At 63.0% G+C, this 22,954-nt stretch carries 22 protein-coding genes; 12 read left to right on the top strand and 10 right to left on the bottom strand.

Annotated elements, in window-relative coordinates:
* Nucleotides 1-2 precede the first annotated feature (2 nt).
* The 4 genes from G9X64_RS24075 to G9X64_RS24090 all read right to left on the bottom strand — a co-directional run bounded on the left by G9X64_RS24075 (nt 3) and on the right by G9X64_RS24090 (nt 4,572).
* Nucleotides 3-443 carry a hypothetical protein gene (locus G9X64_RS24075; RefSeq protein WP_171377484.1) on the bottom strand — a complete coding sequence of 147 codons (441 nt, stop codon included), beginning with the start codon at nt 441-443 and terminating at the stop codon, nt 3-5.
* Between the two features lie 65 nt (nt 444-508).
* On the bottom strand, nt 509-1,819 hold the full coding sequence (gene glcF / locus G9X64_RS24080) for a glycolate oxidase subunit GlcF (RefSeq protein WP_171377485.1): 1,311 nt from the start codon (nt 1,817-1,819) through the stop codon (nt 509-511).
* Nucleotides 1,820-1,936: 117 nt separating this feature from the next.
* Nucleotides 1,937-3,136: a glycolate oxidase subunit GlcE gene (glcE, locus tag G9X64_RS24085; protein ID WP_171377486.1), complete on the bottom strand. Its 1,200-nt coding sequence runs from the start codon at nt 3,134-3,136 to the stop codon at nt 1,937-1,939.
* Nucleotides 3,133-4,572, bottom strand: a complete 1,440-nt coding sequence (locus G9X64_RS24090) for an FAD-linked oxidase C-terminal domain-containing protein (RefSeq protein ID WP_168311456.1) — start codon at nt 4,570-4,572, stop codon at nt 3,133-3,135. Before G9X64_RS24090 ends, glcE begins: the two co-directional genes overlap by 4 nt.
* Nucleotides 4,573-4,732: 160 nt before the next feature.
* On the opposite strand from G9X64_RS24090, the gene G9X64_RS24095 reads away from it, so the two are divergent.
* On the top strand, nt 4,733-5,629 hold the full coding sequence (locus G9X64_RS24095) for a LysR family transcriptional regulator (RefSeq protein WP_168311457.1): 897 nt from the start codon (nt 4,733-4,735) through the stop codon (nt 5,627-5,629).
* Nucleotides 5,630-5,642: 13 nt separating this feature from the next.
* On the opposite strand, the gene G9X64_RS24100 is transcribed toward G9X64_RS24095, so the two are convergent.
* A complete protein-coding gene (locus tag G9X64_RS24100; protein ID WP_171377487.1) occupies nt 5,643-6,494 on the bottom strand; it encodes a LysR family transcriptional regulator in 852 nt (283 codons plus the stop codon).
* A gap of 143 nt (nt 6,495-6,637) precedes the next feature.
* Between G9X64_RS24100 and G9X64_RS24105 the strand changes: the two genes are divergently transcribed.
* Nucleotides 6,638-7,633 carry a zinc-dependent alcohol dehydrogenase family protein gene (locus tag G9X64_RS24105; RefSeq protein ID WP_168311459.1) on the top strand — a complete coding sequence of 332 codons (996 nt, stop codon included), beginning with the start codon at nt 6,638-6,640 and terminating at the stop codon, nt 7,631-7,633.
* Between the two features lie 19 nt (nt 7,634-7,652).
* On the opposite strand, the gene G9X64_RS24110 is transcribed toward G9X64_RS24105, so the two are convergent.
* Nucleotides 7,653-8,810, bottom strand: coding sequence for an adenosylhomocysteinase (locus G9X64_RS24110; RefSeq protein WP_168311486.1), 1,158 nt, complete (start codon nt 8,808-8,810; stop codon nt 7,653-7,655).
* A gap of 96 nt (nt 8,811-8,906) precedes the next feature.
* On the bottom strand, nt 8,907-9,818 hold the full coding sequence (locus G9X64_RS24115; protein WP_171377488.1) for a LysR substrate-binding domain-containing protein: 912 nt from the start codon (nt 9,816-9,818) through the stop codon (nt 8,907-8,909).
* A gap of 232 nt (nt 9,819-10,050) precedes the next feature.
* On the opposite strand from G9X64_RS24115, the gene G9X64_RS24120 reads away from it, so the two are divergent.
* The 4 genes from G9X64_RS24120 (at nt 10,051) to G9X64_RS24135 (ending at nt 14,418) form a co-directional block, all read left to right on the top strand.
* Nucleotides 10,051-10,581 (top strand): NUDIX hydrolase, encoded by a 531-nt coding sequence (locus G9X64_RS24120; RefSeq protein WP_168311461.1) that lies wholly within the window; start codon nt 10,051-10,053, stop codon nt 10,579-10,581.
* Nucleotides 10,582-10,643: 62 nt separating this feature from the next.
* Complete coding sequence (locus tag G9X64_RS24125; RefSeq protein ID WP_168311462.1) at nt 10,644-12,143, top strand: inorganic phosphate transporter; 1,500 nt, start codon at nt 10,644-10,646, stop codon at nt 12,141-12,143.
* Nucleotides 12,144-12,160: 17 nt separating this feature from the next.
* Nucleotides 12,161-12,898 (top strand): 16S rRNA (uracil(1498)-N(3))-methyltransferase, encoded by a 738-nt coding sequence (locus G9X64_RS24130; RefSeq protein WP_171377489.1) that lies wholly within the window; start codon nt 12,161-12,163, stop codon nt 12,896-12,898.
* A gap of 146 nt (nt 12,899-13,044) precedes the next feature.
* A complete protein-coding gene (locus G9X64_RS24135; protein ID WP_171377490.1) occupies nt 13,045-14,418 on the top strand; it encodes a glutamate--cysteine ligase in 1,374 nt (457 codons plus the stop codon).
* A 66-nt stretch (nt 14,419-14,484) separates the two neighbouring features.
* On the opposite strand, the gene G9X64_RS24140 is transcribed toward G9X64_RS24135, so the two are convergent.
* From G9X64_RS24140 to G9X64_RS24150, 3 genes are all read right to left on the bottom strand, one after another.
* On the bottom strand, nt 14,485-15,369 hold the full coding sequence (locus tag G9X64_RS24140) for a hypothetical protein (RefSeq protein ID WP_171377491.1): 885 nt from the start codon (nt 15,367-15,369) through the stop codon (nt 14,485-14,487).
* Between the two features lie 67 nt (nt 15,370-15,436).
* On the bottom strand, nt 15,437-16,348 hold the full coding sequence (gene iolE / locus G9X64_RS24145; protein WP_171377492.1) for a myo-inosose-2 dehydratase: 912 nt from the start codon (nt 16,346-16,348) through the stop codon (nt 15,437-15,439).
* A gap of 75 nt (nt 16,349-16,423) precedes the next feature.
* A complete protein-coding gene (locus tag G9X64_RS24150; RefSeq protein WP_129418039.1) occupies nt 16,424-17,419 on the bottom strand; it encodes a LacI family DNA-binding transcriptional regulator in 996 nt (331 codons plus the stop codon).
* A gap of 181 nt (nt 17,420-17,600) precedes the next feature.
* On the opposite strand from G9X64_RS24150, the gene G9X64_RS24155 reads away from it, so the two are divergent.
* From G9X64_RS24155 to G9X64_RS24180, 6 genes are all read left to right on the top strand, one after another.
* A complete protein-coding gene (locus tag G9X64_RS24155; RefSeq protein WP_138328939.1) occupies nt 17,601-18,551 on the top strand; it encodes a sugar ABC transporter substrate-binding protein in 951 nt (316 codons plus the stop codon).
* Nucleotides 18,552-18,656: 105 nt separating this feature from the next.
* Nucleotides 18,657-19,778, top strand: coding sequence for an ABC transporter permease (locus G9X64_RS24160; RefSeq protein WP_168311468.1), 1,122 nt, complete (start codon nt 18,657-18,659; stop codon nt 19,776-19,778).
* On the top strand, nt 19,778-20,566 hold the full coding sequence (locus G9X64_RS24165) for an ATP-binding cassette domain-containing protein (RefSeq protein WP_029872562.1): 789 nt from the start codon (nt 19,778-19,780) through the stop codon (nt 20,564-20,566). The genes G9X64_RS24160 and G9X64_RS24165 overlap by 1 nt, the downstream gene beginning before the upstream one ends.
* A 77-nt stretch (nt 20,567-20,643) precedes the next feature.
* Nucleotides 20,644-21,438, top strand: a complete 795-nt coding sequence (locus G9X64_RS24170) for a TIM barrel protein (RefSeq protein WP_171377493.1) — start codon at nt 20,644-20,646, stop codon at nt 21,436-21,438.
* 29 nt (nt 21,439-21,467) lie between these two features.
* The gene (locus G9X64_RS24175) at nt 21,468-22,487 is read left to right on the top strand and encodes a Gfo/Idh/MocA family oxidoreductase (protein ID WP_097621000.1); all 1,020 of its coding nucleotides are present in this window, start codon (nt 21,468-21,470) and stop codon (nt 22,485-22,487) included.
* Nucleotides 22,488-22,543: 56 nt separating this feature from the next.
* On the top strand, nt 22,544-22,873 hold the full coding sequence (locus G9X64_RS24180) for a MurR/RpiR family transcriptional regulator (protein WP_171377494.1): 330 nt from the start codon (nt 22,544-22,546) through the stop codon (nt 22,871-22,873).
* The last annotated feature ends 81 nt before the right edge of the window (nt 22,874-22,954 follow it).

Raw genomic sequence — 22,954 nt, forward strand, 5'->3', positions numbered from 1 at the left:
TGCTATTTCGTGCCGCAGCTGACCTTGCCCTCGACGGCATAGGGTTTTTCACCGCCTTCGATCGCCAGGGAATAGCTGCCGCTGAAATTTGCTGCCGGCTTGCCGCGCTCGCCGGCGACAACCACCAGATCCAGCGTTGCTCCACCGGTGTCATCTTCGCCGCCGTCGAAGACTTCCATGAGCAGTTCGCCGTCACGCGACCAATGGTTGGTCAGGTGCTGCGATTCGAAAACACGTTTTCCGAATACGGCCTCTTGGGCCGGATCCTTGACGATCAGCGCGCCGCGGAAATGGTTGAGCTTGTGGCCGGCGGCGCTTTCGAAACCGCTTTCCAGCGTGAAGCGCGCTTCCTTGTCGTCGGCGGAACAGAAAAAACGACTATTCGCATGGGCAGTGCCTGCCGCACCGAGCAGTCCCGCAAATACGATCATTCCACGCCACATCGCCTAACCTCCCGAGACAGCGTCCTTTGCGGCTCTCGATAAGATGCGCGGCGCTGCAATAGGTCTCAGCCTAACGGCAAACCTGTTAATTTTTCCGGCACAGCGCCGCCATAGGCCCAATCGAGAAGCTCGACCGTATGCAGGATCGGCATGCCGGTGCCGGTGGCGATCTGGGTGATGCAGCCGATATTGCCGGTGGCGATGATATCGGCCTTGGTGGCCTCGATGTTCTTGACCTTGCGCGCCTTCAGCGCGGCCGAGATCTCCGGCTGCATGATGTTGTAGGTGCCGGCGGAACCGCAGCAGAGATGACCTTCCGCCGGATCGCGTACCGTAAAGCCCGCCGCTTTCAGCAATTGCTTCGGCGCCAACGTGATGCGCTGGCCGTGCTGCATGGAGCAGGCGGAATGATAGGCGACCGTGATGCCCTTCGGCGTGTGCGCCGGCAGGTCGAGGGTTGCCAGATATTCGGTGACGTCCTTGGCCAGCGCCGAGACCCTGGCCGCCTTTGCGGCATAGGCGGGATCGAGGCGCAGCATGTGGCCGTAATCCTTGATCGTCGTGCCGCAGCCCGAAGCGGTGATGATGATCGCGTCGAGGCCCTGCCCGTCGATCTCGCGCGTCCAGATATCGACATTGGCGCGGGCACTTTCGAGCGCCTGTTCGGCGCGGCCCATGTGATGGACCAGCGAGCCGCAGCAGACCTCGCCTTCCGGCATCACGACCTCGACGCCGAAGCGCGTCAACAGACGGATCGCCGCCGCGTTGATGCCGGGATCGAGCACCGGCTGAGCACAGCCGGAAAGGATCGCCACCCGGCCGCGCCGTTCCATCTCGGGCCGATACGTGCCGGGCTTTGCGAAGTCCGAAGCGGTCGGGATCCACCGCGGTGCAAGTGCCAGCATGGCAGCGAAGGGTTTCATTGCGCCACCGCGCATCAGGCTGGCGAAGGGCCGGCCGAGACGGGCGAGTTTGAGCGCCAGACGGAAACGGCCGGGATAGGGCAGCACGGCGGCAAGGATGGCGCGCGTCAGCCGGTTCATGAACGGGCGTTTGTAGGTCTTTTCGATATGGGCGCGGGCGTGATCGACCAGATGCATGTAATCGACGCCGGAGGGACAGGTGGTGACGCAGGCAAGGCAGGAGAGACAGCGGTCGATATGGGTGACGACCTCGGCATCGGCGGGCCGGCCGTTTTCCAGCATATCCTTGATCAGGTAGATGCGGCCGCGCGGGCTGTCCAGCTCATTGCCGAGCGTCACATAGGTGGGACAGGTGGCGGTGCAGAATCCGCAATGAACACATTTGCGCAGAATCTGCTCGGATTCGGCGACATCGGGATCGAGGAGCTGGGTCAGGGTGAAGTTGGTTTGCATCCTAGCGGGACCTCTGCTTTGGGAGGATGTCGGGCGTTGTGCCTGGAATACCCCCTCTGTCCTGCCGGGCCCGGCAGGACAGAGGGGGGTAACCCAGACGCAGACCCATTTTGTCCCTCATCCCATCTTCCCCGGGTTGAATATGCCGGCCGGATCAAACTTCTCCTTCACCCGCCGCGACAGCATCGCTACCGCCTCAGGCTCCGGGTGGAAGGCAGCGGTGACCGCCCTCGCCTCACCCGATGCACGGATCAGCGTTGCGTGGCCGCCGCCGAGCGCCTTGATATAGCGACGGACTATCTCGGCTTCGGGGCCTGCCTCCATGCGCATCCAGACGAGGCCGCCCTGCCAGTCGTAGAAGGCGTCGACACCGGCCTCAAGGCGGAGGGCTGCGACCAGCTGATGGCCGGTGCCGGGGGCGACCGAGACGCGCCAGACCGGCCGCGCGGTGCCGTCGGCATAGGGCAGCACGTCACGGATTTCCTGCCAGAGCCTGGAGCTCTCCGGCTGTTCCAGTAGCGTGACGGTAGCGAAGCCCGCCATTGCTGCGGCAAGCTTTTCGATCCGCACATCGACCGAGCCCGGCAGGCCTTCGATGCGCAGAACGGTCGCCTCGCCCTCGGGCAATTTGCCGGCAAGGAATTTCCACGTCACCGTCAGCGGCAGGTGGGCGGCGCCTGAGACTTCTACCGGCAGAGCCATCGCCGCCGCCATGGCGTTTGCCGCCGCGGCGTCGTTGAGGCCGGATAGCACCACCGTCCGCTCCGTCTTCGGGCGCGGCGGCACACGAAAGGTGACTTCGGTGAGGAAACCCAGCGTGCCATGCGAGCCGGCAATCAGCTTGACGAGATCGAGGCCGGTGACATTCTTCATCACCCGGCCACCGGCCTTGATGATCTCGCCCTTGCCGTTGATGAAGCGCACACCGAGCAGGCTGTCGCGGGCGGCACCTGCGATCAGCCGACGCGGACCGGAGACATTGGCGGCAAAGACGCCGCCGATGGTCGGCTCACCCGATGTGCCCATCACAGGGCGATGATCCATAGGCTCGAAGGCGAGCATCTGGCCGCTCTGCGAAAGTGCCGCCTCGACCTCGGCAAGCGGCGTGCCGGATCGGGCGGTCATGACCATTTCGCCGGGATTATAGGCGACGATGCCGGTAAGCCCTATCGAGCGCAGCCGATCCCCGGCGGCAACCGCATTGCCGAAGCCCGAGCGGGTATTGCTGCCGCAGATTGCGAGCGGCCGGCCGCTTTCCGCATGGGCGCGCACGATCGCCGCTGCCTCTTCCTCGCTCGTCGGCATCAGATCAATCATGCGGCGGGGCGCCCTTCGAGCGGGAAGACCTTCGACGGGTTGAGGAGCCAGCCGGGATCGAAGGCAGCACGCGCCGCCATCTGCTGGGCGAGGTCGGTCTCGGAATATTGGTGGCGCATGAGATCGCGCTTCTCGATGCCGACGCCATGTTCACCGGTGAGGCAGCCACCGGCATCGACGCAGAGCCTCAGGATATCGTTGCCGGCCGCCTCGGCGCGGGCGGCATCCTCGGGATCGTTAGCGTTGAAGAGGATCAACGGGTGCATATTGCCATCACCGGCATGGAAGACGTTGGCGACGCGCAGGCCATAATGATCGACGATCTCGGCGGTTCTTTTCAACACGTAGGAAAGCTGGCTGAGCGGCACGGTGCCGTCCATGCAGATATAGTCGGCGATGCGGCCGGTGGCGCCGAAGGCAGATTTGCGACCCTTCCAGATCAATGCCGCCTCGGTCGCCGACTGGCATTCGCGTACGGTCTTCACAGCGTGCCGGCGGGCGATCTCGACAATGTCCTTCAGCGCGGCGTCCATCTCCGCTTCCGACCCCTCGACCTCGACGATCAAAAGCGCGCCGACATCGAGCGGGTATCCGGCATGGGCGAAGGCCTCGCAGATCTCGATCGCCGGCTTGTCCATGAATTCGATCGCCACCGGGATGATGCCGGCGGCGATGACATCGGCAACGCAAGCGCCCGCCTCCTCCGAGCTCTCGAAGCCGAAGAGCACGGGGCGCGCGCCTTCCGGCTTGGCGATCAACCGCACTGTCGCCTCGGTGACGATGCCGAGCTGGCCTTCATGGCCGCAGACGAGGCCGAGCAAGTCGTAGCCTGCCGCATCCAGCGCCTTGCCGCCAAGCTCGATCTCCGTGCCATCGACTAGCACCATCCTGACGCCGAGCAGATTGTTGGTGGTGACGCCATATTTCAGGCAGTGGGCACCGCCGGAATTCATGCCGATATTGCCGCCGATGGTGCAGGCAAGCTGCGAACTCGGGTCAGGCGCATAGAAAAAGCCGTCCGCGGAAACGGATTCGGAAATATTGAGATTGGTGACGCCCGCCTGGACCAAGGCGACGCGGTTCGCCAGATCGATTTCAAGGATGCTGTTCATCTTCGACAGGCCGAGAACGACGGCATCTTCCTGCGGAATGGCGCCGCCGGAGAGCGAGGTGCCGGCGCCGCGCGGCACGACCGGAATGCCGTAGCGGTGGCAATAGCGCATGACGGCGGAAACCTCGGCCGTGGTGCGCGGCAGGGCAACGGCGAGCGGCAGGCGGCGGTAGGACACGAAGGCGTCGGTCTCGAACGGCACCAACTCGCGCGCCTCATGCACCAGGCATTCCGGCGGCAGAAGATCGGTCAGATCGGTAACGATCTGGGCTCTGCGTGCCAAGACATCGGCGCGGGGACTGAGAAACGAAATGGCGTCGGACATGGCGTTCTCCCTGGCCCTGACGAGAGGGAATGACGGCGGGAAGGTGAGCGGAAACCGGCCGCGAACCTCCCTGCCGCCGATAGATCGGCTTAGCACTTTCCCGAAAGTGGCGCAAATGCTAAGCACTTATGCCAAAAGGGGAAAAAGTCGCGAAAACCTTATGACCAATCTGGGTGATCTCGAAATCTTTGCCAAGGTCGTTTCAACGGGAAGCATGTCGCTCGCCGGGCGGGCGCTTGGCTTTTCGCCGGCCGTGGTCTCCAAGCGCATCAAGCGGCTGGAGGATCGGCTCGGCACCCGGCTTTTGCAGCGCACGACGCGGCAGATTTCGCTGACGGAAGCCGGACAGGGCTTCTACGACCGCGTTCTCGGCATTCTCGCCGGGCTGGAGGAGGCAGAATTTTATATCTCAGGCCGTTCGGCGCAGATGCACGGCACGCTGAAGATTTCGGCCCCGACCTCCTTCGGGCGCATGCATATCGCGCCGCATCTGAAGGATTTCATGGAGGCGCATCCGGAGCTTGCGATCAACCTGATGCTGACCGACGAATTCAGCGACATCGTCGGCGGCGGCTTCGATCTGGCGATCCGCATCGCCGAACTCACCGATTCGAGCCTCGTTGCCCGAAGGCTGGCGCCGGTGCGCCGGCTGCTCTGCGCTTCGCCGGACTACCTTGCAGCGCATGGCGAGCCGAAGCACATCGACGAGCTGAAACACCACCGCTGCCTGCCGGCCCATAATAACGACACCTGGCGGCTGAAGGGGCCGGACGGGGCGCTGAGTCTCAGGCCGGAAGGTTTGCTGATCACCAATTCCAGCGAGGTGATCCGCGAGGCTGTCATCGCCGGTCTCGGGATCGCGCTGCGCTCCACCTGGGATATCGGCGAAGAGCTCAAGAGTGGCCGACTGGTGCAGGTGCTGCCGGCCTACGAGAGCTCGCACAATGTCGCGCTGTCGGCGGTCTATCCCAGCCGGCAGTTTCTGCCGGCCAAGGTGCGGCTGTTCATCGACTATCTGGCAGAACTTTATGGGCCTGTCCCCTATTGGGAGCGCTGATGGCGCCGCCGGTTCAGCGCGCCAGCCTCTCGATGACGAGATCCAGCAGGGCGCGCAGCCGCGCCAGGCGCTTCATGTCGCGGTGATAGCCGACCCAGGTGTCGCGGCCGGGCGGCGGTTCACCGAGATCGACCAGTTCGATGGTCGCAAGAGAATCGCCGAGCGGCCGTGGCAGGACGGCGAGCCCGGCTCCATTGGCACAGAGTGCCGCCTGCACGTCGCGGCTGTTGCTGCGCATGACGATGCCGGCCCGCGGCAACAGGCGCTGCAGCCAGCCGACATCCGGCATGTCGCCGAAAGCTTCGTCCATGGTGACGAGGCGGGTGCCCGCGCCGTCGCCGGCTTCGGGGTGCGGCGCGCCGCGGCTGATGTAAAGGCCGTATTCGATATGGATGAGCTTGCGCGATATGACCTCCGCTTCCGTGAAAGGCTGGATACGGAAGACGAGGTCGGCTTCACGTCGCGACAGGCTGAGAAACCGACTGTCGGTCAACAATTCGACCACCACCTTCGGATGGACTTGCGAGAATTCCGCCAGCACCGGTGAAAGCACATGCGCACCGAACCAGTCGGATGAGGACAGCCTGAGAAAACCATCGAGCTGACGGCTGCCGCCGGCAAGGACACGCTCGACGGTGAGCGCCTCCTCCTCGATCCGTTCTGCGCCGGCGAACACGGCCGCGCCTTCATCCGTGAGGACGAAGCCATCGGTCGTGCGCTGAAAGAGCGTCTGGCCGAGAGAGGTTTCAAGGGCACGCAGCCGTCTGCCCATCGTCGGCTGCGTCAGTCCGAGGCTGCGGGCTGCTGCCCCCAGCGTACCGAACCGCGCGATCGCCAGAAACAGCTTGAGGTCGCTCCATTCCATCGTTCGCATCCGCCAAACAAAAATGCATGGACTTCAGTCGTTATCTTTCATTTTCATTCGCGTTTCAATGGACCATCTTCTTCCAGAACAAACTCATTGCGGAGGTCTCTACAGACACCGCACTGCGAATGAAGGAGAGTTCCATGTCCGTAAAATCAACGATGAAAGCGTTGCTGGCGGAAGCGCCGAATTCGCCATTGCGCATCGCCGATATTGCAAGACCGGTGCCCGGCGAAGGCCAGATTCTGGTACGCGTCAAGGCAAGCGGCGTCAATCCGCTCGACCTCAAGATCCGGGCCGGCAATGCGGCGCATGCCCGCCACCCGCTTCCCGCCATTGTCGGCATCGATATGGCCGGCATCGTCGAAGAGATCGGGGCTGGCGTCAGCGGTTTCCGCCAGGGCGACGCGGTCTACGGCATGACCGGCGGGGTCGGCGGCATTCAGGGATCGCTTGCCGAATTTGCAGCTGTCGACACCGCACTGCTGGCGCCAAAGCCGCAGAATCTGTCGATGCGCGAGGCAGCCGCCCTGCCGCTGATCTCGATCACCGCCTGGGAAGGGCTGGTCGACCGCGCCGGGGTCAAGGCCGGCCAGAAGGTTCTGGTGATTGGCGGCGGCGGTGTCGGCCATATCGTCGCGCAGATCGCCAAGGCTGCCGGAGCCGAGGTCTATGTCGTCGACAGTGCTTCGAAAGCGGACTATCTCGCCGGCCTTGGCGCAACGCCGATCGATCGTGATGCGGAAACGGTTGAAACCTACCTCGCAAGACATACCGCCAGCAGGGGTTTCGATCTGGTCTACGATACGGTCGGCGGCCAGGGGCTTGATACGGCATTCCGAGCGGTCAGCCAGTTCGGCCATGTCGTCAGCTGCCTTGGCTGGGGAAGCCACGCGCTGGCGCCGCTCTCCTTCAAGGCCGCCACCTATTCCGGCGTCTTCACGCTGCTTCCGCTTCTGACCGGCGAGGGACGCGCCCATCACGGTGAGATCATGCGGGAGATGACGAAGCTCGTCGAAGCCGGCAAGGTGATGCCGAAGCTCGACCCGCGCCGCTTCAGCCTTGCCGATACAGATGAGGCGCATCGGCTGATCGAAGAGCGGCAGGCGGACGGAAAGCTCGTCGTCGAGATCGACTGATCTTGATCCGTCGGCGGAATTAGCGCGTCAGATCGAGATAGGCGTTCGCCACCAGCGCATCGATATCGGAGGGCACAGGCACGAGGCAGGATTGGGCACCGGCTTCGCCTCTGGCGATGCGCTCCAGGCAGCGGGCCTGAAGGGTGAAGCCGAGATCCATCGATTCGACGGTATTGCCGAGCGGCCGCGGGCCGGCGAGATTGGCCATGTGGCCGCCGCCAAGTAGATGGAAGGAGCGGCCGTCGCTGAGATGGAAGGTCTCGATGTGATCGGCCTCATAGCGGTCGATGCCGACGACATCGGGATGGCGGCGGAAAGCCTCGACATTGATCTCATGCGGGAAATGGCCGCCATTCATCAGGATCGCGCCGTCCTTGACAAGCGGCAGGTCGGCCGCCGTCACGATAGCGGCAAAACCAGTGACGGTGACGATGATATCGGCCGAGCGGATCGCAGCGTCGCGTAGCGGCGTGACGAAGCCGTCGAGATGGGCTTCGAGCGTCGTCACCGGATCGATATCGACGACGCTGACGGTGGAAAAGGCATTGCGGAAACAGGCAGCCGTGCCCTTGCCGCACGCGCCGTAGCCGAAGACCGTCACGCGTTTGCCGTTGGTGGAGCGGTTGGTGAAGCGCAGGTAGCTTTCGAACAGGCTCTGGCCGACGGCATGCCTGTTTTCGGCGAACTGCTTGATCGGGCTGTCGTTGATGACGAGTATCGGCATGTTCAGGCGCTCGCGCAGCGGCAGCAGGCGGGTGCGGCCGGAGGTGGTTTCCTCGGTGCCGCCGCGGAGATTGGCGTAGGGTTTTTCCGCCGCAATGGCGAAGAGATCGCCGCCATTATCGAGCAGCAGATCCGGCTTTTCGGCGATGACCGCTTCGAGGCTCTGATGATGCGCGGCGGGATCGGTCGTCTGCGTCGCGAAGACCGTGATGCCTTGGGAACGCAGGAATTCGACCGTCGACGGCTGGGTGCTGTTGAGATTGCCGGTGCAGACGAGCCGCGCGCCACCGGCGCGAAGCGTCACCAGCAGCGCCACCGTCTTCGGCTCGAGATGAATGCCGGTGCCGATCGACAGGCCCTCGAAGGGACGCGTCCGCTCGAATTCGGCCGCCGTCGCCTTGAGCAGCCGGCAGCTGTTGCCGATCCAATCGATGCGGGTTGCGCTCTTTTCCATCATCTCTCCTATTTGCGTGTTGGTGCTGTTTTTAGCGGAGCAACAGGACTGCGAACATGGAAGTAATTCTGGCGAATGGGCAGAAAATCTGCCCTTTCAGGCCGGTGTCCCGCAATGGAGCAACCAGCTGGCCAAGGCGGCAAAGGCCGGCCGTTTCGCATCCGGCGTGCGACAGCAGAGGCTATAGCCCGATGGCCGGGAGATGAAACCGTAGGGCGCGACCAGATGCCCGCGCTCGAGATCGTCTTCGATCGACGCGCGCGGGGCAAGTGCGACGCCAAGCCCGGAGCGGGCGGCCCCCAACGCCAGCAGCAGATCCTCGAATTCTTGGGCGTGGGAAAAGACGACCGGCGCCGTGCCGCTTTCGGCAAACCATTCGTCCCAGAGTTTCGGAACGCTGCGGCTGATTAGCATTGTCAGCGTGGCCATCGATGCAGGGTCGCTCGATAGTGTCGCGGCAAGCGTCGGCGTGGCGACCGGGCCGAACTCGTCCTCCATGAACCGCAGGGCGGTGATGCCCGCGGCCGGACGGTATTCTCCGCCCATGATCACAGCGTCCAATTCCGCGTGCATCTGCAGCGGCTCGACCACCGCCGTCGGCACGATATCGACCGCGATATCGCCGAGGCTTGCCTGCATTCCTGCCACGCGCGGCATCAGCCACCAGACGGCAAAGGCGGAGGGCACGCCAAGGCGGATGCGGCCCGGCGCGGCGCCTCCGAGTTCCGAAGCTGCGCGCTGCAGAATGTCGAAAGCCACACTCGAAGCCTCGGCGAAAGCGCTGGCCTGCAGGGTCGGGACCAGCCTGCGGCCGTCACGCGTGAAGAGCTTGCTGCCGAAGTGATTCTCCAGCGTGCCTATCTGCTGGCGTACGGCGCCGCGCACCACATTCAGCTCTTCGGCAGCCTTCAGAATGCTGCCGTGACGGCAGACGGCCTCGAAGGCGCGGATGGCATTGAGCGGTGGAAGACGCATGAGGACGACATTCACAAAATCGTAGTGGATCACTAGATCTCGCCATTGAACAAAAAGCAAGATCACGCCATATTGTACAGCTGTGCAATGTGACGCATTCGAGACAGGGCGTGACGGATTTTCCGAGCCTGTCCCGCCTCGATTCCCCTATGAACGGCGATCAAATCGCGTTTCGAATCGTCATGCCTATTTTGGATTGAGTAAGCTTTCCATGATATACGTATATGAGTGATTCCTGACGACGACTGCGAAGGTGACCCGACAATTGACTCTTCTCGCCCGACTGGCTTCCGATGTGCAACTGATGTTCCGCCGTCCGCCGCGACAGCAATATGGTGCGCTCTGCTATCGGGTAAAGAAGAAGAGCGGCGAGGTCGAGGTGCTGTTGATGACGAGCCGCGACACCGGCCGATGGGTCATTCCCAAGGGCTGGCCGATGACTGGAAAACGCGCCCATGAAGTCGCGGTGCAGGAAGCCCTCGAGGAAGCCGGCGTCCGCGGCGTCGTCGAAACGGAGACGCTCGGCGCCTACACCTATCCGAAGGTGCTGCGCGACGGGGTGGAGGTGATCTGCAAGGTGCAGGTCTATGCGCTCGAAGTCACCAATATAGCAAAGAACTTCAAGGAAAAGGGTGAGCGCACCATCGAATGGGTCTCGTTCGACGAGGCGGTCCGGCGCGTGCGCGAACCGGAACTCCGCAATCTTTTCCTCGCCTTCCAGCAGACGATAACCGACAGGCTTTCGTCCAGAGCACCGAAGAAAATTCCAGCAGTGAAACAAATTCCGGCGGAATGAATCCTGCCATCTTGCGCTGCTAGGAAAGCAGCGTAGAAGCAGATTCATCCTCAGGAAAAAGAATGCCGCCACGTCCCGCAGTCCTCACGAAACGCACGCTCGACAAGGACCTCGACAAGATCACCTATGCCGAGGACGCGGCGAAGCATGTTTTGCGGCGGCTGGTAACACCTGGTCTCGGGTTGATCTTCGTCGGTCTGGCCATGCTCTTTGCCGGTGTCTACGTGTTCGACCAGCCGGGGGCAGTGCTCGTCGTGGCGGCGGCAGCCCTTGCCGGCTACATGGCGATGAACATCGGCGCCAATGACGTGACCAACAATGTCGGTGCCGCCGTCGGCGCGCGCGCCATGACGATGGGCCAGGCACTCATCATCGCTGCGATTTTCGAAATCCTTGGCGCCACGATCGCCGGCGGCGATGTCGTCAAGACAATTTCCGCAAACATCGTCGATGCCGTCCAGGTGCCGCCGGCGATGCTCGGCTGGATCATGATGGCGGCGCTGACGGCCGCCGCCCTCTGGATCAACCTCGCAACCTGGATGAACGCGCCGGTTTCCACCACCCATGCGATCGTCGGGGCGGTGATCGGCGCCGGCATCTCAGCCGTCGGGCCGGAGCCGGTGAACTGGCGGGTGATGCTGGAGATCACCGCGAGCTGGATCACCTCGCCGCTGATCGGCGGGCTGATTGCCGCCGGGCTGCTTTATCTCGTCAAGACCCTGATCGTCTATCGCGACGACAAGGTCGCCGCCGCGCGGCACTGGGTGCCGGTGCTGGTCGCAGTGATGGCCGGCGGCTTCATGGCCTATATGGTGCTGCAGCTCTCGCCCACGGGGAAATATCAGTCTTTCACGATCATCCTCATCGGGATCGGCATCGGCCTGGTGAGCTGGCTTGCCGCCCGGCCGCTCGTGCTCGCCCAAGCGCGGGATCTCGAAAACCGCAACAGCTCGCTGCGGACGCTGTTTCGGCTGCCGCTCATCGGCTCTGCGGCGCTGCTGTCCTTCGCGCATGGCGCAAACGACGTATCGAACGCTGTCGGGCCGCTTTCGGCGATCGTCCACTCGGTCGGCATCGGCGGCGATGGCGGCGTCGGGTATCCGCCGCTCTGGGTGATGCTGATCGGCGCCTTCGGCATCTCCGTCGGCCTGCTGCTCTTCGGGCCGCGCCTGATCCGCCTGGTCGGCGAGGAAATTACCAAGCTCAATCCGATGCGGGCCTATTGCGTCGCGCTGTCGACCGCCTTCACTGTCATCGTCGCCTCCTGGCTCGGCCTGCCGGTCAGCACCACGCATATCGCCGTCGGCTCCGTTTTCGGTGTCGGGTTCTTCCGCGAATGGTACACGCGCCATTCGAAGGCCCGCATCGCCTATATCAGACGCAAGGCCGAAAGCTTCAACATCGACGAGCCGGAAGAGCCGAATATCCACGAGACCCGGCGGCGCTATCTCGTGCGACGTTCGCACTTCATGACAATCGTCGCTGCCTGGATCGTCACCGTGCCGGTTTCGGGGGTGCTTGCGGCGATGATTTATTGGGCTATGTTCGCGCTCTTCATCTGAAACCTCGAGTTTTTCGAATGCGCGCCAATTTCCGTATGCAACGGCTTTTCGTCGACGCGCCGCTTTCCCGCGGCGCCGTCATCGAGGCGAATGCCGACCAGTTCAACTATCTCGGCAATGTGCTGAGGATGGAGGAAGGTGCGGAGATCCTGCTCTTCAACGGCCGCGACGGCGAGTGGAAGGCGACCCTTACCTTCCCCACGCGCAAACGCATCCTCTTGACGGCAACCGAAGAGACGCGGCCGCAGCCGCCGCCTTGCGACCTGCATTATCTCTTTGCGCCGCTGAAGGTCGGCCGCATGGATTATCTCGTGCAAAAGGCTGTGGAAATGGGAGCCGGCCTGCTGCAGCCGGTCATGACCCAGCACGTCCAGGGCAAGATCACCAATCTCGACAAGCTGCGCGCCAATGTCGTCGAGGCGGCGGAGCAATGCGGCATTCTCGGCATCCCCGATGTGGCCGAGCCGGTGAGGCTTCTCGACCTGCTCGACCGCTGGCCGAAAGAGCGCCGCATCATCTATTGCGACGAGGGCGATACCGGGCAGAACCCACTGCCGGTGCTGTCGGCGATCAGGGAAAGACATCTCGCTTTGCTCGTCGGGCCGGAAGGCGGCTTTTCGGAAGAAGAGCGGGCGCGGCTTCGAAGCCTCGATTTCGTCACCGCCATTCCGCTCGGACCGCGCATCCTGAGGGCCGATACGGCAGCTGTCGCGGCCCTCGCGGTGGTGCAGGCGGCGATCGGCGATTGGAATTAGGTCGAAAACGGGTTGACATGGAAATCGCTGCTATTTTTTTGATGCGTCGTTGAAACAATTTCACTTGCAACATAGGTGGCTTGGGTCCAAATCACCCTTCCAACTGCCCGGCCCCCTGGGCGCCTTTTCGAATACAGGTATCCCGCATGGCCCGCGACACCACCGACCAGACACCGCTCTCTTCGGTCCAGGATCTGACCGATTACATCGCCGCGGGCAACAAGCCGCGGGAGCGCTTCCGGATCGGCACCGAACATGAGAAATTCGCTTTCTTTCGCGCCGACAACAGTCCGGTTCCCTATTTCGGCGATGCAAGTATTTCGGCCCTCTTGACCGGTCTGCAGAAAAAAAACGCCTGGGAGCCGATCACCGACGGCGGTAACATCATCGGGCTTGCCGAGCAGAACGGCATGGGCGCGATCTCGATCGAGCCAGGCGGCCAGTTCGAACTCTCCGGCGCACCGCTGGAGACGATCCACGAGACCTGCAAGGAATCGAACCAGCATCTGGCGACGCTGCGCGAAATTGCCGAACCGATGGGCATCCGCTTCCTCGGCATCGGCGGCAGTCCGAAATGGACCTATGCGGAAACCCCGCAGATGCCGAAATCACGCTACGAGATCATGACCCGCTATATGCCGAAGGTCGGCACCCAGGGTCTCGACATGATGTACCGCACCTGCACGATCCAGGTGAATCTCGATTTCTCCTCGGAAGCCGACATGCGCAAGAAGATGCGCGTGTCGATGAAGCTGCAATCGCTGGCGACCGCGCTTTTCGCATCCTCGCCCTTTACCGAGGGCAAGCCGAACGGGCTGCTCTCCTGGCGCGGCGATATCTGGCGCGATGTCGACAACCGGCGCGCCGGCCTGCTCGATTTCACCTTCCGCGATGATTTCGGTTTCCGCGACTATGCCGAATGGGCGCTCGACGCGCCGATGTATTTCATCGTCCGCGATGGCCGCTATCACGACTGTACCCATGTCACCTTCCGCCAGTTCATGAACGGCGCATTGAAGGGCGAGGTCGCCGATCCGGCGCCGACGATGGGTGACTGGACGAACCATCTCTCGACACTTTTCCCCGACGTGCGGCTGAAGCGTTTCCTCGAAATGCGCGGCGCCGACGGCGGCCCGTGGCGCCGGATCTGTGCCTTGCCGGCCTTCTGGGTCGGCCTGCTCTACGATGATGCGGCACTCGAAGCCGCCGACGAACTGACCAAGGATTGGAGCTTTGCCGAGATCGGGGCGCTGCGCAACGCCGTCCCCGCCGAAGGCTTGAAGGCGCAATTCCGCGGCCATCCACTGTTCGACATGGCGCGCGAGGTGATCGGCATATCAAGAGCCGGCCTCAAGGCGCGCGGCAGGCTCAACCGGGAAGGCCAGGACGAGAGCATCTTCCTGGCGCCGCTCGAAGAAGTGCTCGCCAAAAAGGCGACGCTCGCCGAGGATCTGCTGTCGCTCTATCACGGCCGCTGGCACGGCTCCGTGGAACCGGTCTTCGAGGACTATCAGTACTGAGCCTGAGCCATTGGATAGTTACCTAAATCGGAACTGATTCAAAGAATATGCAGTGGGAAGCTGTGGTCACGGCGCCGTCGCGCGCTTCCTGGCTTCGCGCGATCTTGCCGTGCGGCGGGCAGGCCTCAGTTCCTCGATCGTCGGCAGCCACCACTCGGCGTCCTGAACTGATGGCATCTTCGCAGGCCAGGTGCGGACGAGTTCTTCCAATGTGGGCACCCGCCAAAATCCCCAGACGTGATCCTCGGTCACGCCGGGATAGAAGTCCGTAACGATGTTCGGGTCGACCAGTTCGCCGGTGATATCGGTAAAGACGACGATTCCGTAGGCGATGACCACAGGACGGCCTATCGGCGGCAAGTCGTCGCCCTGAAGCGGGTAGCGATGACGCTTTCGTTCCGCAGAGCGGAGCTTGCTGCGCCTGTCCTGTTCGCTCCCCTTCCGCTCCTCGGCGCGACGCCGTCTCTCCTCCGGCTCGTTTCTGCGCGCCGCCGCCTCGATATCAGGCCACCGGCGTCGGAGTTCCTCATAGGACCGGAAGGGCACGTGCCATATCCTGAGATCGCCATCCCATCGCGAGAATGGCACCTCGCGCAGTTCGTCGACGACGGTCTTCGAATAGGGCGTGCGGATTCGGAAGCCTGCCTTGCCGAGTTCGAGATATGGACTGTCGATGGGATCGAAGACGAAGGCGTCGCGTCCCTTCGCATCCGCATGGGCGTCGGTCTCGGCCTCCATCTCGGCAAGCCATCGTCCGATGCGGCGGGACGCCGTCCGCCCGGGAACGAACCAAGCCTTGCGGACATCGCTCCAGCGGGCACGGGGGAAGCGTCTTCGGAATTGCTCGACGGTCATCCTGTCATAGGGAAAGGAAATATCCGCGCCCGGCTTTGCACCGTCTTCGCTAGGCGGCGCCTCGTCGTGATCAGCGGGGGATTTCGTTTCGGCCATGGAAGGAGAACGCCGGCGCGCAGGGATCGGTTTCCGGTGAGGATATCATGCCGCCGAAGAAATCGGCTCAGCTCCGGAAATTTGCCTGCACATGCTTAAATGCCCGCTCGACGGCGGGGCGTGGTTCAGCGACGGCGGGGTCCTGCTCGGCTTCGACGACCAGCCATCCGCGATAGCCGCTGTCCCTGACGAAACGGGCAAGCGGCTTGAAATCGATGATGCCGTCGCCGGGGACGGTGAACATGCCCCGGCGCACGCCGGCATTGAAGCTCATGTCACCCGCACGCACCTCGTCGATAATAGGACCGCGAATGTCTTTCAGATGAATGTGCACGACGCGATCGCCGAACCGATCGATCAGCCTGGCATAGTCGAAGCCGCCGGCGACGCAATGGCCGGTATCAAGAAGCAGTCCCGCCGCCGAGCCTGTCTTGTCAAAGATTGCCGATATCTCGTCGAACGTTTCGGCGACCATCATCAGGTGATGGTGGTAGGCAAGCGTCAGACCATATTCCGCCGCCAGGCGTCCGGCGAAATCGGTCAGGCGTCCGGCATATCCCGCCACTTCGGCCGCCGGCATGCGCAACCGCTGCGACATCGGTGCATCCAGCGGCGATCCAGGAGTCATCATCGCGACTTCGCCATAGACCATCACCTTGCAATCCATCGCTCGCAGCAGCGCGGCGTGCCCGGCAACGGCCTTCATCTCGTCGTCGACACTGCGCTCGGCCAACTCGCCGGAATGCCATCCGGATGCGAGAGCAAGCCGATGGCTGTCCAGCAGCGAGCGGAGCGCTCCTGCCTCGCGCGGGAATTTCCGCCCGAGCTCGATCCCCTCATAGCCGCTCTCGGCAGCGTCCCGAAGGCAGGTTTCCAGCGATATGTCGGCGCCGAGGTCTTCCAGAACGTCGTTGGCCCATGACAGCGGACTGACCGCCAGACGCACGCCAACGGGCAAGGCAGTGATATGTCCAGTCATCGAGATTTCCTCCGAGATATGTCTTGAGAGTGCCGCTTGGTGGCCGCGAAAAGGAGCGCCCCATGTGGAAATGGCCTATGTGGATGTGCGCACGACCAGCTTGCCGGGAAGGGTTACGGTTTCCGGCTCCAGCCGGCCCTTGATCATGCCGATGACCGCCTGCACCATCTCGATCCTCGGCTGCTCATAGGTCGTCAGGCCATAGCAGGAGGCGCCGCCGAGTTCGTAATTGTCGAAGCCGACGACGGCGATGTCATCAGGTATCCGCAGTCCGAAATTGCCGCGGATCTCGTCCATCGCTCCGAGGGCGAGGATATCATTTTCGCACATGAGGACGTCGACCCTTGCGGCCGGGTCGATGTCGTTCAGATAGTGACGGACGGATCCTGCCCCAGCTTCGGCGCTGTATCTGTCGGCGGACAGAATGGCGATCTCGTCCACCCCCTTCCCCTTCCAGAAATCGATGAAATGCTGCCGGCGCCGCAGCGCCGTCGATAGCGCCGGCGCACCGGTCATGAAACCGGGACGCCGGTATCCCCTTTCATAGAGGTGGTCGACAATGTCGCGCAGCGCCAGTTCGGCGTCGCAGACGACGGCCGGCACGCCGTCGATCTGGCTGTCACGCGCCAGGACGAACATCGGCGGCATGCCCCTGCCCAATTGCCGGTCGCTCAGCGTTTCGTTGCGAAAGGCGGTGCCGAAGAGGATGACGGCGTCGACCTGACGCTGATCGGCGTTCAGCAGCGCATGGACGTGATCGAAGTGATTGTTGATATTGATCAGCACCGCGACCAGGCCTTCCGCCTGCAAACGTTCGGTCAGGGTTTCCAGGAACGGCAGCTTCTGGGGATTGGCGAAGTCGTCGACGAAGACCGCGACCTGATGCGTCAGATTGGTCGCGAGACTACGGGCGAGCAGATTGGGCGTGTAGTTGAGCACGGCCGCCGCCTCGAGAACCCTACGCTTGCTTTCCTCGGTGATCGAGGCGCCCGGCGTAAATGCCCGGATGACCGTCCACTTCGAGACGCCTGCCGCATCCGCGACCTCTTTGGCCGTTGCTCTTTTTCGCAATGATGCCTCCCCGCAAAAATGAAACAAACATTCCATTTTATGATTCTGATGAAATGAATGCTTGATTTTAGCGCATCCGTGAATAAGATGCACCCGTTTGCACCCGGTAGCAAGCACCTTTGCACCCGGTAGCAATCGTTTTTCACCATCCTGAGGAGTGGATGGTCTAGAGGAGGAAGACATGACATCTATTTTGAAGAAGCTCGCATTCGGCGCCCTCGCCCTTGGCGTTGCGACCACGGCGGCTGTCGGAGCCAAGGCCCAGGAGCCGACGATCATCGCCGTCACCCACGGCCAGGCGTCCGATCCGTTCTGGTCGATCGTCAAGAACGGCATGATGCAGGCGGCCAAGGACAGCAACGTCAAGGTCGACTATCGCGCTCCCGAAACCTTCGACATGGTGGCGATGGCGCAGTTGATAGAAGCCGCCGTCAACCAGAGCCCTGCCGGCATCGTCATCTCGAACCCCGATCCCGATGCGCTCGGTTCGGCGATCGAAAAGGCCGTTGCCGCCGGCATCCCGGTCATCTCGATGAACTCCGGCATTTCCGCTGCCGAAAAACTCGGCATCAAGCTGCATGTCGGCCAGGACGAACTGCCGGCAGGCGTCAAGGTCGGCGCCAAGCTCAAATCTCTCGGCCTGAAGCACGTCCTCTGCGTCAACCAGGAAGTTGGCAACGCAGCGCTGGATCAGCGTTGCGCCGGCACCGAGAAGGGCTTTGAAGGCGGCACGGTCACCGTTTTGCCGACCACGGCCGATCCGGCCGAAATTGAAGCGAAGATCCAGGCGGCTCTGACCTCCGATCCGTCCATCGATGTCGTTCTCGGCCTGTCGGCTCCGCTCGTCGGCGAGCGTGCGGTCGCCGTCGTCGAGAAGATGGGCGCTGGCGACAAGGTCAAGGTCGCATCCTACGATCTGTCCGCCGGCTTCCTGCAGGCTGTCGCCGACGGCAAGGCGTTGTTCGCGGTGGACCAGCAGCCATACCTCCAGGGCTATCTCCCCGTGACCTTCCTGGCGCTCAACGCTCGATATGGCACGATCCCGGCAGGCAACGTCGCCTCCGGCCCGAGCTTCGTCGAGAAGGATGCGGCCGCATCGGTCATCGAGAAATCCTCCCAGGGCATCCGCTGAGGCGGAGCCGCGGCAGCTTCCGCCTGGGCGGAGGCTGCCTCCAACGCCGCGCCTCCACGCGTGAAGGCGGACGCACGGCAACGACCAATCCTTGAGGAATGAACCATGACGCTCGCCAATGAACAGAATGGGGCTGCCACCCGATCCGATGAGCGGCTGAAAAAGGTTTCGGGTTTGACCGCGCTGCTGCGGCGGCCGGAACTCGGCGCCGTCGCCGGTCTGGTGCTCGTCACCATCTTCTTTTTCTTCACCGCCAATCCCGCCATGTTCACGCTGGCCGGCGTGATCAATTTCATGGCGCCGGCCGCGCAGCTCGGCATTCTGGCGATCGGCGCGGCATTGTTGATGATCGGCGGCGAATTCGATCTGTCGATCGGCTCGATGGTGGCCTTTGCCGGATTGGTCTTCGGCTCCGCCCTCGTCGTTCTGCACCTGCCGCTCAGCGTGGCGATCCTCGTTGCGCTGGCCTTCGCCGCCGTGATCGGCGTGACCAACGCCCAGATCACCATGCGGACCGGACTTCCATCCTTCATCGTCACGCTCGCCTTCCTGTTCATCCTGCGCGGCCTGACGCTCGTCGGCCTGAAATGGGCAAGCGGCGGCGCCACCCAGCTGCGCGGCATGAAGGAAGCCGCAGCCGGCAGTCCGCTCGCGCCATTCTTCTCGGGCGACGCCTTTATCGGCCTGTTCTCATGGCTCGCCGGGCACGGGATCATCGAGACCTTCCCGAACGGCACGCCGAAAGTGCCGGGAATTCCGGTCGAGATCCTGTGGTTCTTCGGCATCGCCTTTCTTGCCACCTGGGTCCTGCTCAGAACCCGCTTCGGAAACTGGATCTTCGCAGCCGGCGGCGATCCGCGCGCCGCCAGAAAATCGGGCGTTCCGGTTGCCCGCGTCAAGACCACGCTTTTCGTGATCACCGCCCTTTGCGCCACGCTGGTCGCCATCCTGACCGTGCTCGACGCAGGCTCGACGGATGCGCGCCGTGGCTTCCAGAAGGAGTTCGAGGCCATCATCGCCGCCGTCATCGGCGGATGCCTGCTGACAGGCGGCTATGGCTCGGCCATCGGCGCATTCTTCGGTTCGATCGTCTTCGGCATGGTGCTGATCGGCCTGACCTACACCTCGATCGACCAGGATTGGTACCTCGTCTTCCTCGGCGGCATGCTGCTGATCGCGGTGATCTTCAACAATGTCATTCGCAAACGCGTCACGGGAGAACGCTGATGAGCATGTCTCAGACGCCCCTCGTCGAGGTGAAGAACCTCGTTAAACACTTCGGCTCCATCATTGCGCTGAACGGCGTGTCGCTCACCGTCAATGCCAACGAAGTGCTCTGCCTTCTCGGCGATAACGGCGCCGGCAAGTCGACGCTGATCAATACGCTCGCCGGCGTCTTCAAGCCGACATCGGGAGAATTCCTGGTCGAAGGGCAGCCGCGCGCCTTTGCCGGTCCGCGCGACGCGCTCGATGCCGGTATCGCCACCGTGTATCAGGATCTCGCGATGATCCCGCTGATGTCGGTGACCCGGAACTTTTTCATGGGACGCGAACCGCTCAAAGGCTTCGGCCCCTTCAAGCGCATGGACATGGAACACGCAAACAACGTGACGCGCGACGAGATGCACAGGATCGGCATCGATGTGCGCGATCCCGAGCAGGCCGTCGGCACGCTTTCCGGCGGAGAGCGCCAATGCGTGGCGATCGCGCGCGCGGTCTATTTCGGCGCCAAGGTGTTGATCCTCGACGAACCGACATCGGCACTCGGCGTGGCGCAAACATCGATGGTACTGAAATACATCAACCAGGTCCGCGGCAAGGGCCTCGGCGTGATCTTCATCACCCACAATGTTCGCCACGCCTATGCTGTCGGCAACCGCTTCACCGCGCTCAACCGCGGCCGCACGCTCGGCACCTATTCGAAGAGCGAGATCGGCATCGAGGACCTTCAAAACCTGATGGCCGGCGGCAAGGAGCTGCAGACCCTGTCGGAAGAACTCGGCGGAACGATCTGACCGACCTTCACCCCGAACTACGATGCGGCGCTCGCGCCGCTCTCACCACCTCAGACCCTTGATATGGAAACCCTGCCATGAGTGCTGCCAAGACTTCCTCCTTCCCGCTTGCCGCCTGCGCCGAAATGCTCTGGCGCGACAAGCCGATCGAATGGCGCGCCGCGCGCCTGAAGGAAATGGGCTTCGGCGTCGGTCTCTGGAACTGGCCGGAGCACGACCTCGCCAAACTGGAGGCAACAGGCGCGACCTTCACGATCATGAACGGCTATCTCACCGGCCGCCTGACCGACGACGAGGGCGCCGCCGAACTTTTAAGGACGGCGCGCCAAACCGCTGAGATCGGCAAGCGGCTCGGTGTGCAGCGGCTGAACCTGCACGGCACCGGCCTCGGAGATGGGGGCCTACCCGTCCAGCCGGTCGAAGTGGTCACCGGCGCGATGTGGCTGAAAGCGCGCGACACGCTCCTCCGGATCGTCGACATGGCCGAAGAGGAAAACGTCACCTTCACGCTCGAAAACCTCAATCTACCGGTCGATCATCCGGGCGTGCCCTTCGGACGCGCGGAAGACACGCTGGCGCTGGTCTCGAGCGTCGATCACCCCCGGCTTCGCCTCAATCTCGACCTCTACCATGCCCAGATCGGCGAAGGGAACCTGATCGAGCTTTGCCGCAAATGCCTGCCCTGGATCGGCGAAATCCAGGTGGCCGACGTGCCGGGCCGCTGCGAGCCGGGGACCGGCGAAATCAACTGGCGCGGCATCGCCCGCGCGCTGAACGCCATGGGCTATTCCGGCCCGGTCGGCATGGAAGCCTGGTCGGCCGGCGATCCCGAAGCCGCGCTTGAAGCCTTCCGCACCGCCTTCACCCTCTGATCCATCTCGATACGCACAGGATTGCTGCCATGCCAGCCAACAAACCCGTCAATCTCGGCCTCATCGGCGCCGGCCGCATCGGTTCCTTTCATGGGGAGACCGTGTCCCGCCGCCTCGTCAACGCCAATCTCGTCGCCATCGCCGATCCCGCACCGGGCGCTGCCGCCAGGCTCGGCGAGACGCTCGACGTCGAGACCGCTTATACCGGCGTCGCGGAGCTTCTTTCCCACCCCGGGCTCGATGCCGTGATCATCGCCACACCTGCCCGCTTCCACACCAATATCCTCGTCCAGGCCGCCGAAGCCGGCAAGGCGATCTTCTGCGAAAAGCCGATGGCGCTGACACTGGAGGATGCCGATCGCGCTATTGCAGCGGCACGCGCGGCCAACGTTCCCCTTCAGGTCGGTTTCAACCGGCGTTGGGATCAGGCCTTTGCCGAAGGCCGTGCCGCGATCGACGAGGGAAAGATCGGCGCGCCGCAGCTGATCCGCTCGCTGACGCGCGATCCCGGCCCGTTCGGCGCCGATCCCGATCGCATTCCGCTCTGGACGATTTTCTACGAAACCCTCATTCACGACTTTGACACGCTGCTTTGGCTCAATCCCGGAGCAAAGCCCGTCGAGGTCCATGCAATGGCCGACGCCCTCATCCGGCCGGATGCCCGGGAGAAAGGCTTCCTCGATACGGCTGTAGTGACCATCCGGTTCGACAATGGCTCGATCGCGGTCGCCGAGGCAAACTTCTCCGCCCTCTACGGCTACGACATTCGCGGCGAAGTCTTCGGCTCCGGCGGGATGGTCACGATGGGCGACGTGCGCCGCTCCAGCATGACGCTCTTCGACGGCAATGGCGTCTCGAACGACACATGGCGCCGCGACACCGAGCACTTCGTTCACGGCTACACGGCCCAGCTCGCCTCTTTCGTCCGCTCCGTTCGTAACCGTGAACTAACCAAAGGGCCGACGGGTACGGATGCTCGCAATGCCCTCGCAATCGCGCTTGCCTGCATCGCATCGGTTTCGAAAAAGCAGGCAATCCCGCTGAACTGAAGGCCAACCGCGGTAGGCCCGGAGCCGGCGCACCGTATCTCGAAGGAACCACGGTCATGAATTCTGAGGAAAATCTCAAGCGGCCGAACGATCTGACCGAACTCAAGGCCATGATCGTCAAGACAGGCCTGACGCTGCCCGAACAGCAGGAACGCGCTGCCCGCATGGCGCTCACAAATCCGGAACTGATCGCGTTCGGGACCGTCGCTTCTGTCGCGCTCAAGTGCTCCGTCTCCCCCTCCACCGTCGTTCGCGTTGCCACCGCTCTCGGATTTGCGAGCTTTCGCGACTTCAAGACATTTTTCCGGCAGCATCTGAAAACATCCCGCCTTGCCGAGCAGAACATAAACACTGCCCGACACGCGCCTCCCATCCCGAACCGATGATGTCCCGAAGCGAGAGGGCCGGCGGCGGTGTTCCACTGATCTGCCGCTGAGGCTCGACCGCATGCTCCAGCAAAAAATTCC

Origin of the sequence: Rhizobium sophorae (genome assembly GCF_013087515.1) — a bacterium.
Taxonomy (GTDB): Bacteria; Pseudomonadota; Alphaproteobacteria; order Rhizobiales; family Rhizobiaceae; genus Rhizobium; species Rhizobium sophorae.

Excerpts from the sequence above, each read along its gene's own strand:
- G9X64_RS24105 (WP_168311459.1), top strand. The coding sequence starts at position 6,638 with ATGTCCGTAAAATCAACGATGAAAGCGTTGCTGGCGGAAGCGCCGAAT.
- G9X64_RS24140 (WP_171377491.1), bottom strand. The coding sequence starts at position 15,369 with ATGGCCGAAACGAAATCCCCCGCTGATCACGACGAGGCGCCGCCTAGC.
- G9X64_RS24095 (WP_168311457.1), top strand. The coding sequence starts at position 4,733 with ATGACCAATCTGGGTGATCTCGAAATCTTTGCCAAGGTCGTTTCAACG.
- G9X64_RS24175 (WP_097621000.1), top strand. The coding sequence starts at position 21,468 with ATGCCAGCCAACAAACCCGTCAATCTCGGCCTCATCGGCGCCGGCCGC.
- G9X64_RS24170 (WP_171377493.1), top strand. The coding sequence starts at position 20,644 with ATGAGTGCTGCCAAGACTTCCTCCTTCCCGCTTGCCGCCTGCGCCGAA.
- glcF (WP_171377485.1), bottom strand. The coding sequence starts at position 1,819 with ATGCAAACCAACTTCACCCTGACCCAGCTCCTCGATCCCGATGTCGCC.
- iolE (WP_171377492.1), bottom strand. The coding sequence starts at position 16,348 with ATGACTGGACATATCACTGCCTTGCCCGTTGGCGTGCGTCTGGCGGTC.
- G9X64_RS24130 (WP_171377489.1), top strand. The coding sequence starts at position 12,161 with ATGCGCGCCAATTTCCGTATGCAACGGCTTTTCGTCGACGCGCCGCTT.
- G9X64_RS24110 (WP_168311486.1), bottom strand. The coding sequence starts at position 8,810 with ATGGAAAAGAGCGCAACCCGCATCGATTGGATCGGCAACAGCTGCCGG.
- G9X64_RS24135 (WP_171377490.1), top strand. The coding sequence starts at position 13,045 with ATGGCCCGCGACACCACCGACCAGACACCGCTCTCTTCGGTCCAGGAT.
- G9X64_RS24180 (WP_171377494.1), top strand. The coding sequence starts at position 22,544 with ATGAATTCTGAGGAAAATCTCAAGCGGCCGAACGATCTGACCGAACTC.
- glcE (WP_171377486.1), bottom strand. The coding sequence starts at position 3,136 with ATGATTGATCTGATGCCGACGAGCGAGGAAGAGGCAGCGGCGATCGTG.
- G9X64_RS24100 (WP_171377487.1), bottom strand. The coding sequence starts at position 6,494 with ATGGAATGGAGCGACCTCAAGCTGTTTCTGGCGATCGCGCGGTTCGGT.
- G9X64_RS24090 (WP_168311456.1), bottom strand. The coding sequence starts at position 4,572 with ATGTCCGACGCCATTTCGTTTCTCAGTCCCCGCGCCGATGTCTTGGCA.
- G9X64_RS24160 (WP_168311468.1), top strand. The coding sequence starts at position 18,657 with ATGACGCTCGCCAATGAACAGAATGGGGCTGCCACCCGATCCGATGAG.
- G9X64_RS24165 (WP_029872562.1), top strand. The coding sequence starts at position 19,778 with ATGAGCATGTCTCAGACGCCCCTCGTCGAGGTGAAGAACCTCGTTAAA.
- G9X64_RS24155 (WP_138328939.1), top strand. The coding sequence starts at position 17,601 with ATGACATCTATTTTGAAGAAGCTCGCATTCGGCGCCCTCGCCCTTGGC.
- G9X64_RS24125 (WP_168311462.1), top strand. The coding sequence starts at position 10,644 with ATGCCGCCACGTCCCGCAGTCCTCACGAAACGCACGCTCGACAAGGAC.
- G9X64_RS24075 (WP_171377484.1), bottom strand. The coding sequence starts at position 443 with ATGTGGCGTGGAATGATCGTATTTGCGGGACTGCTCGGTGCGGCAGGC.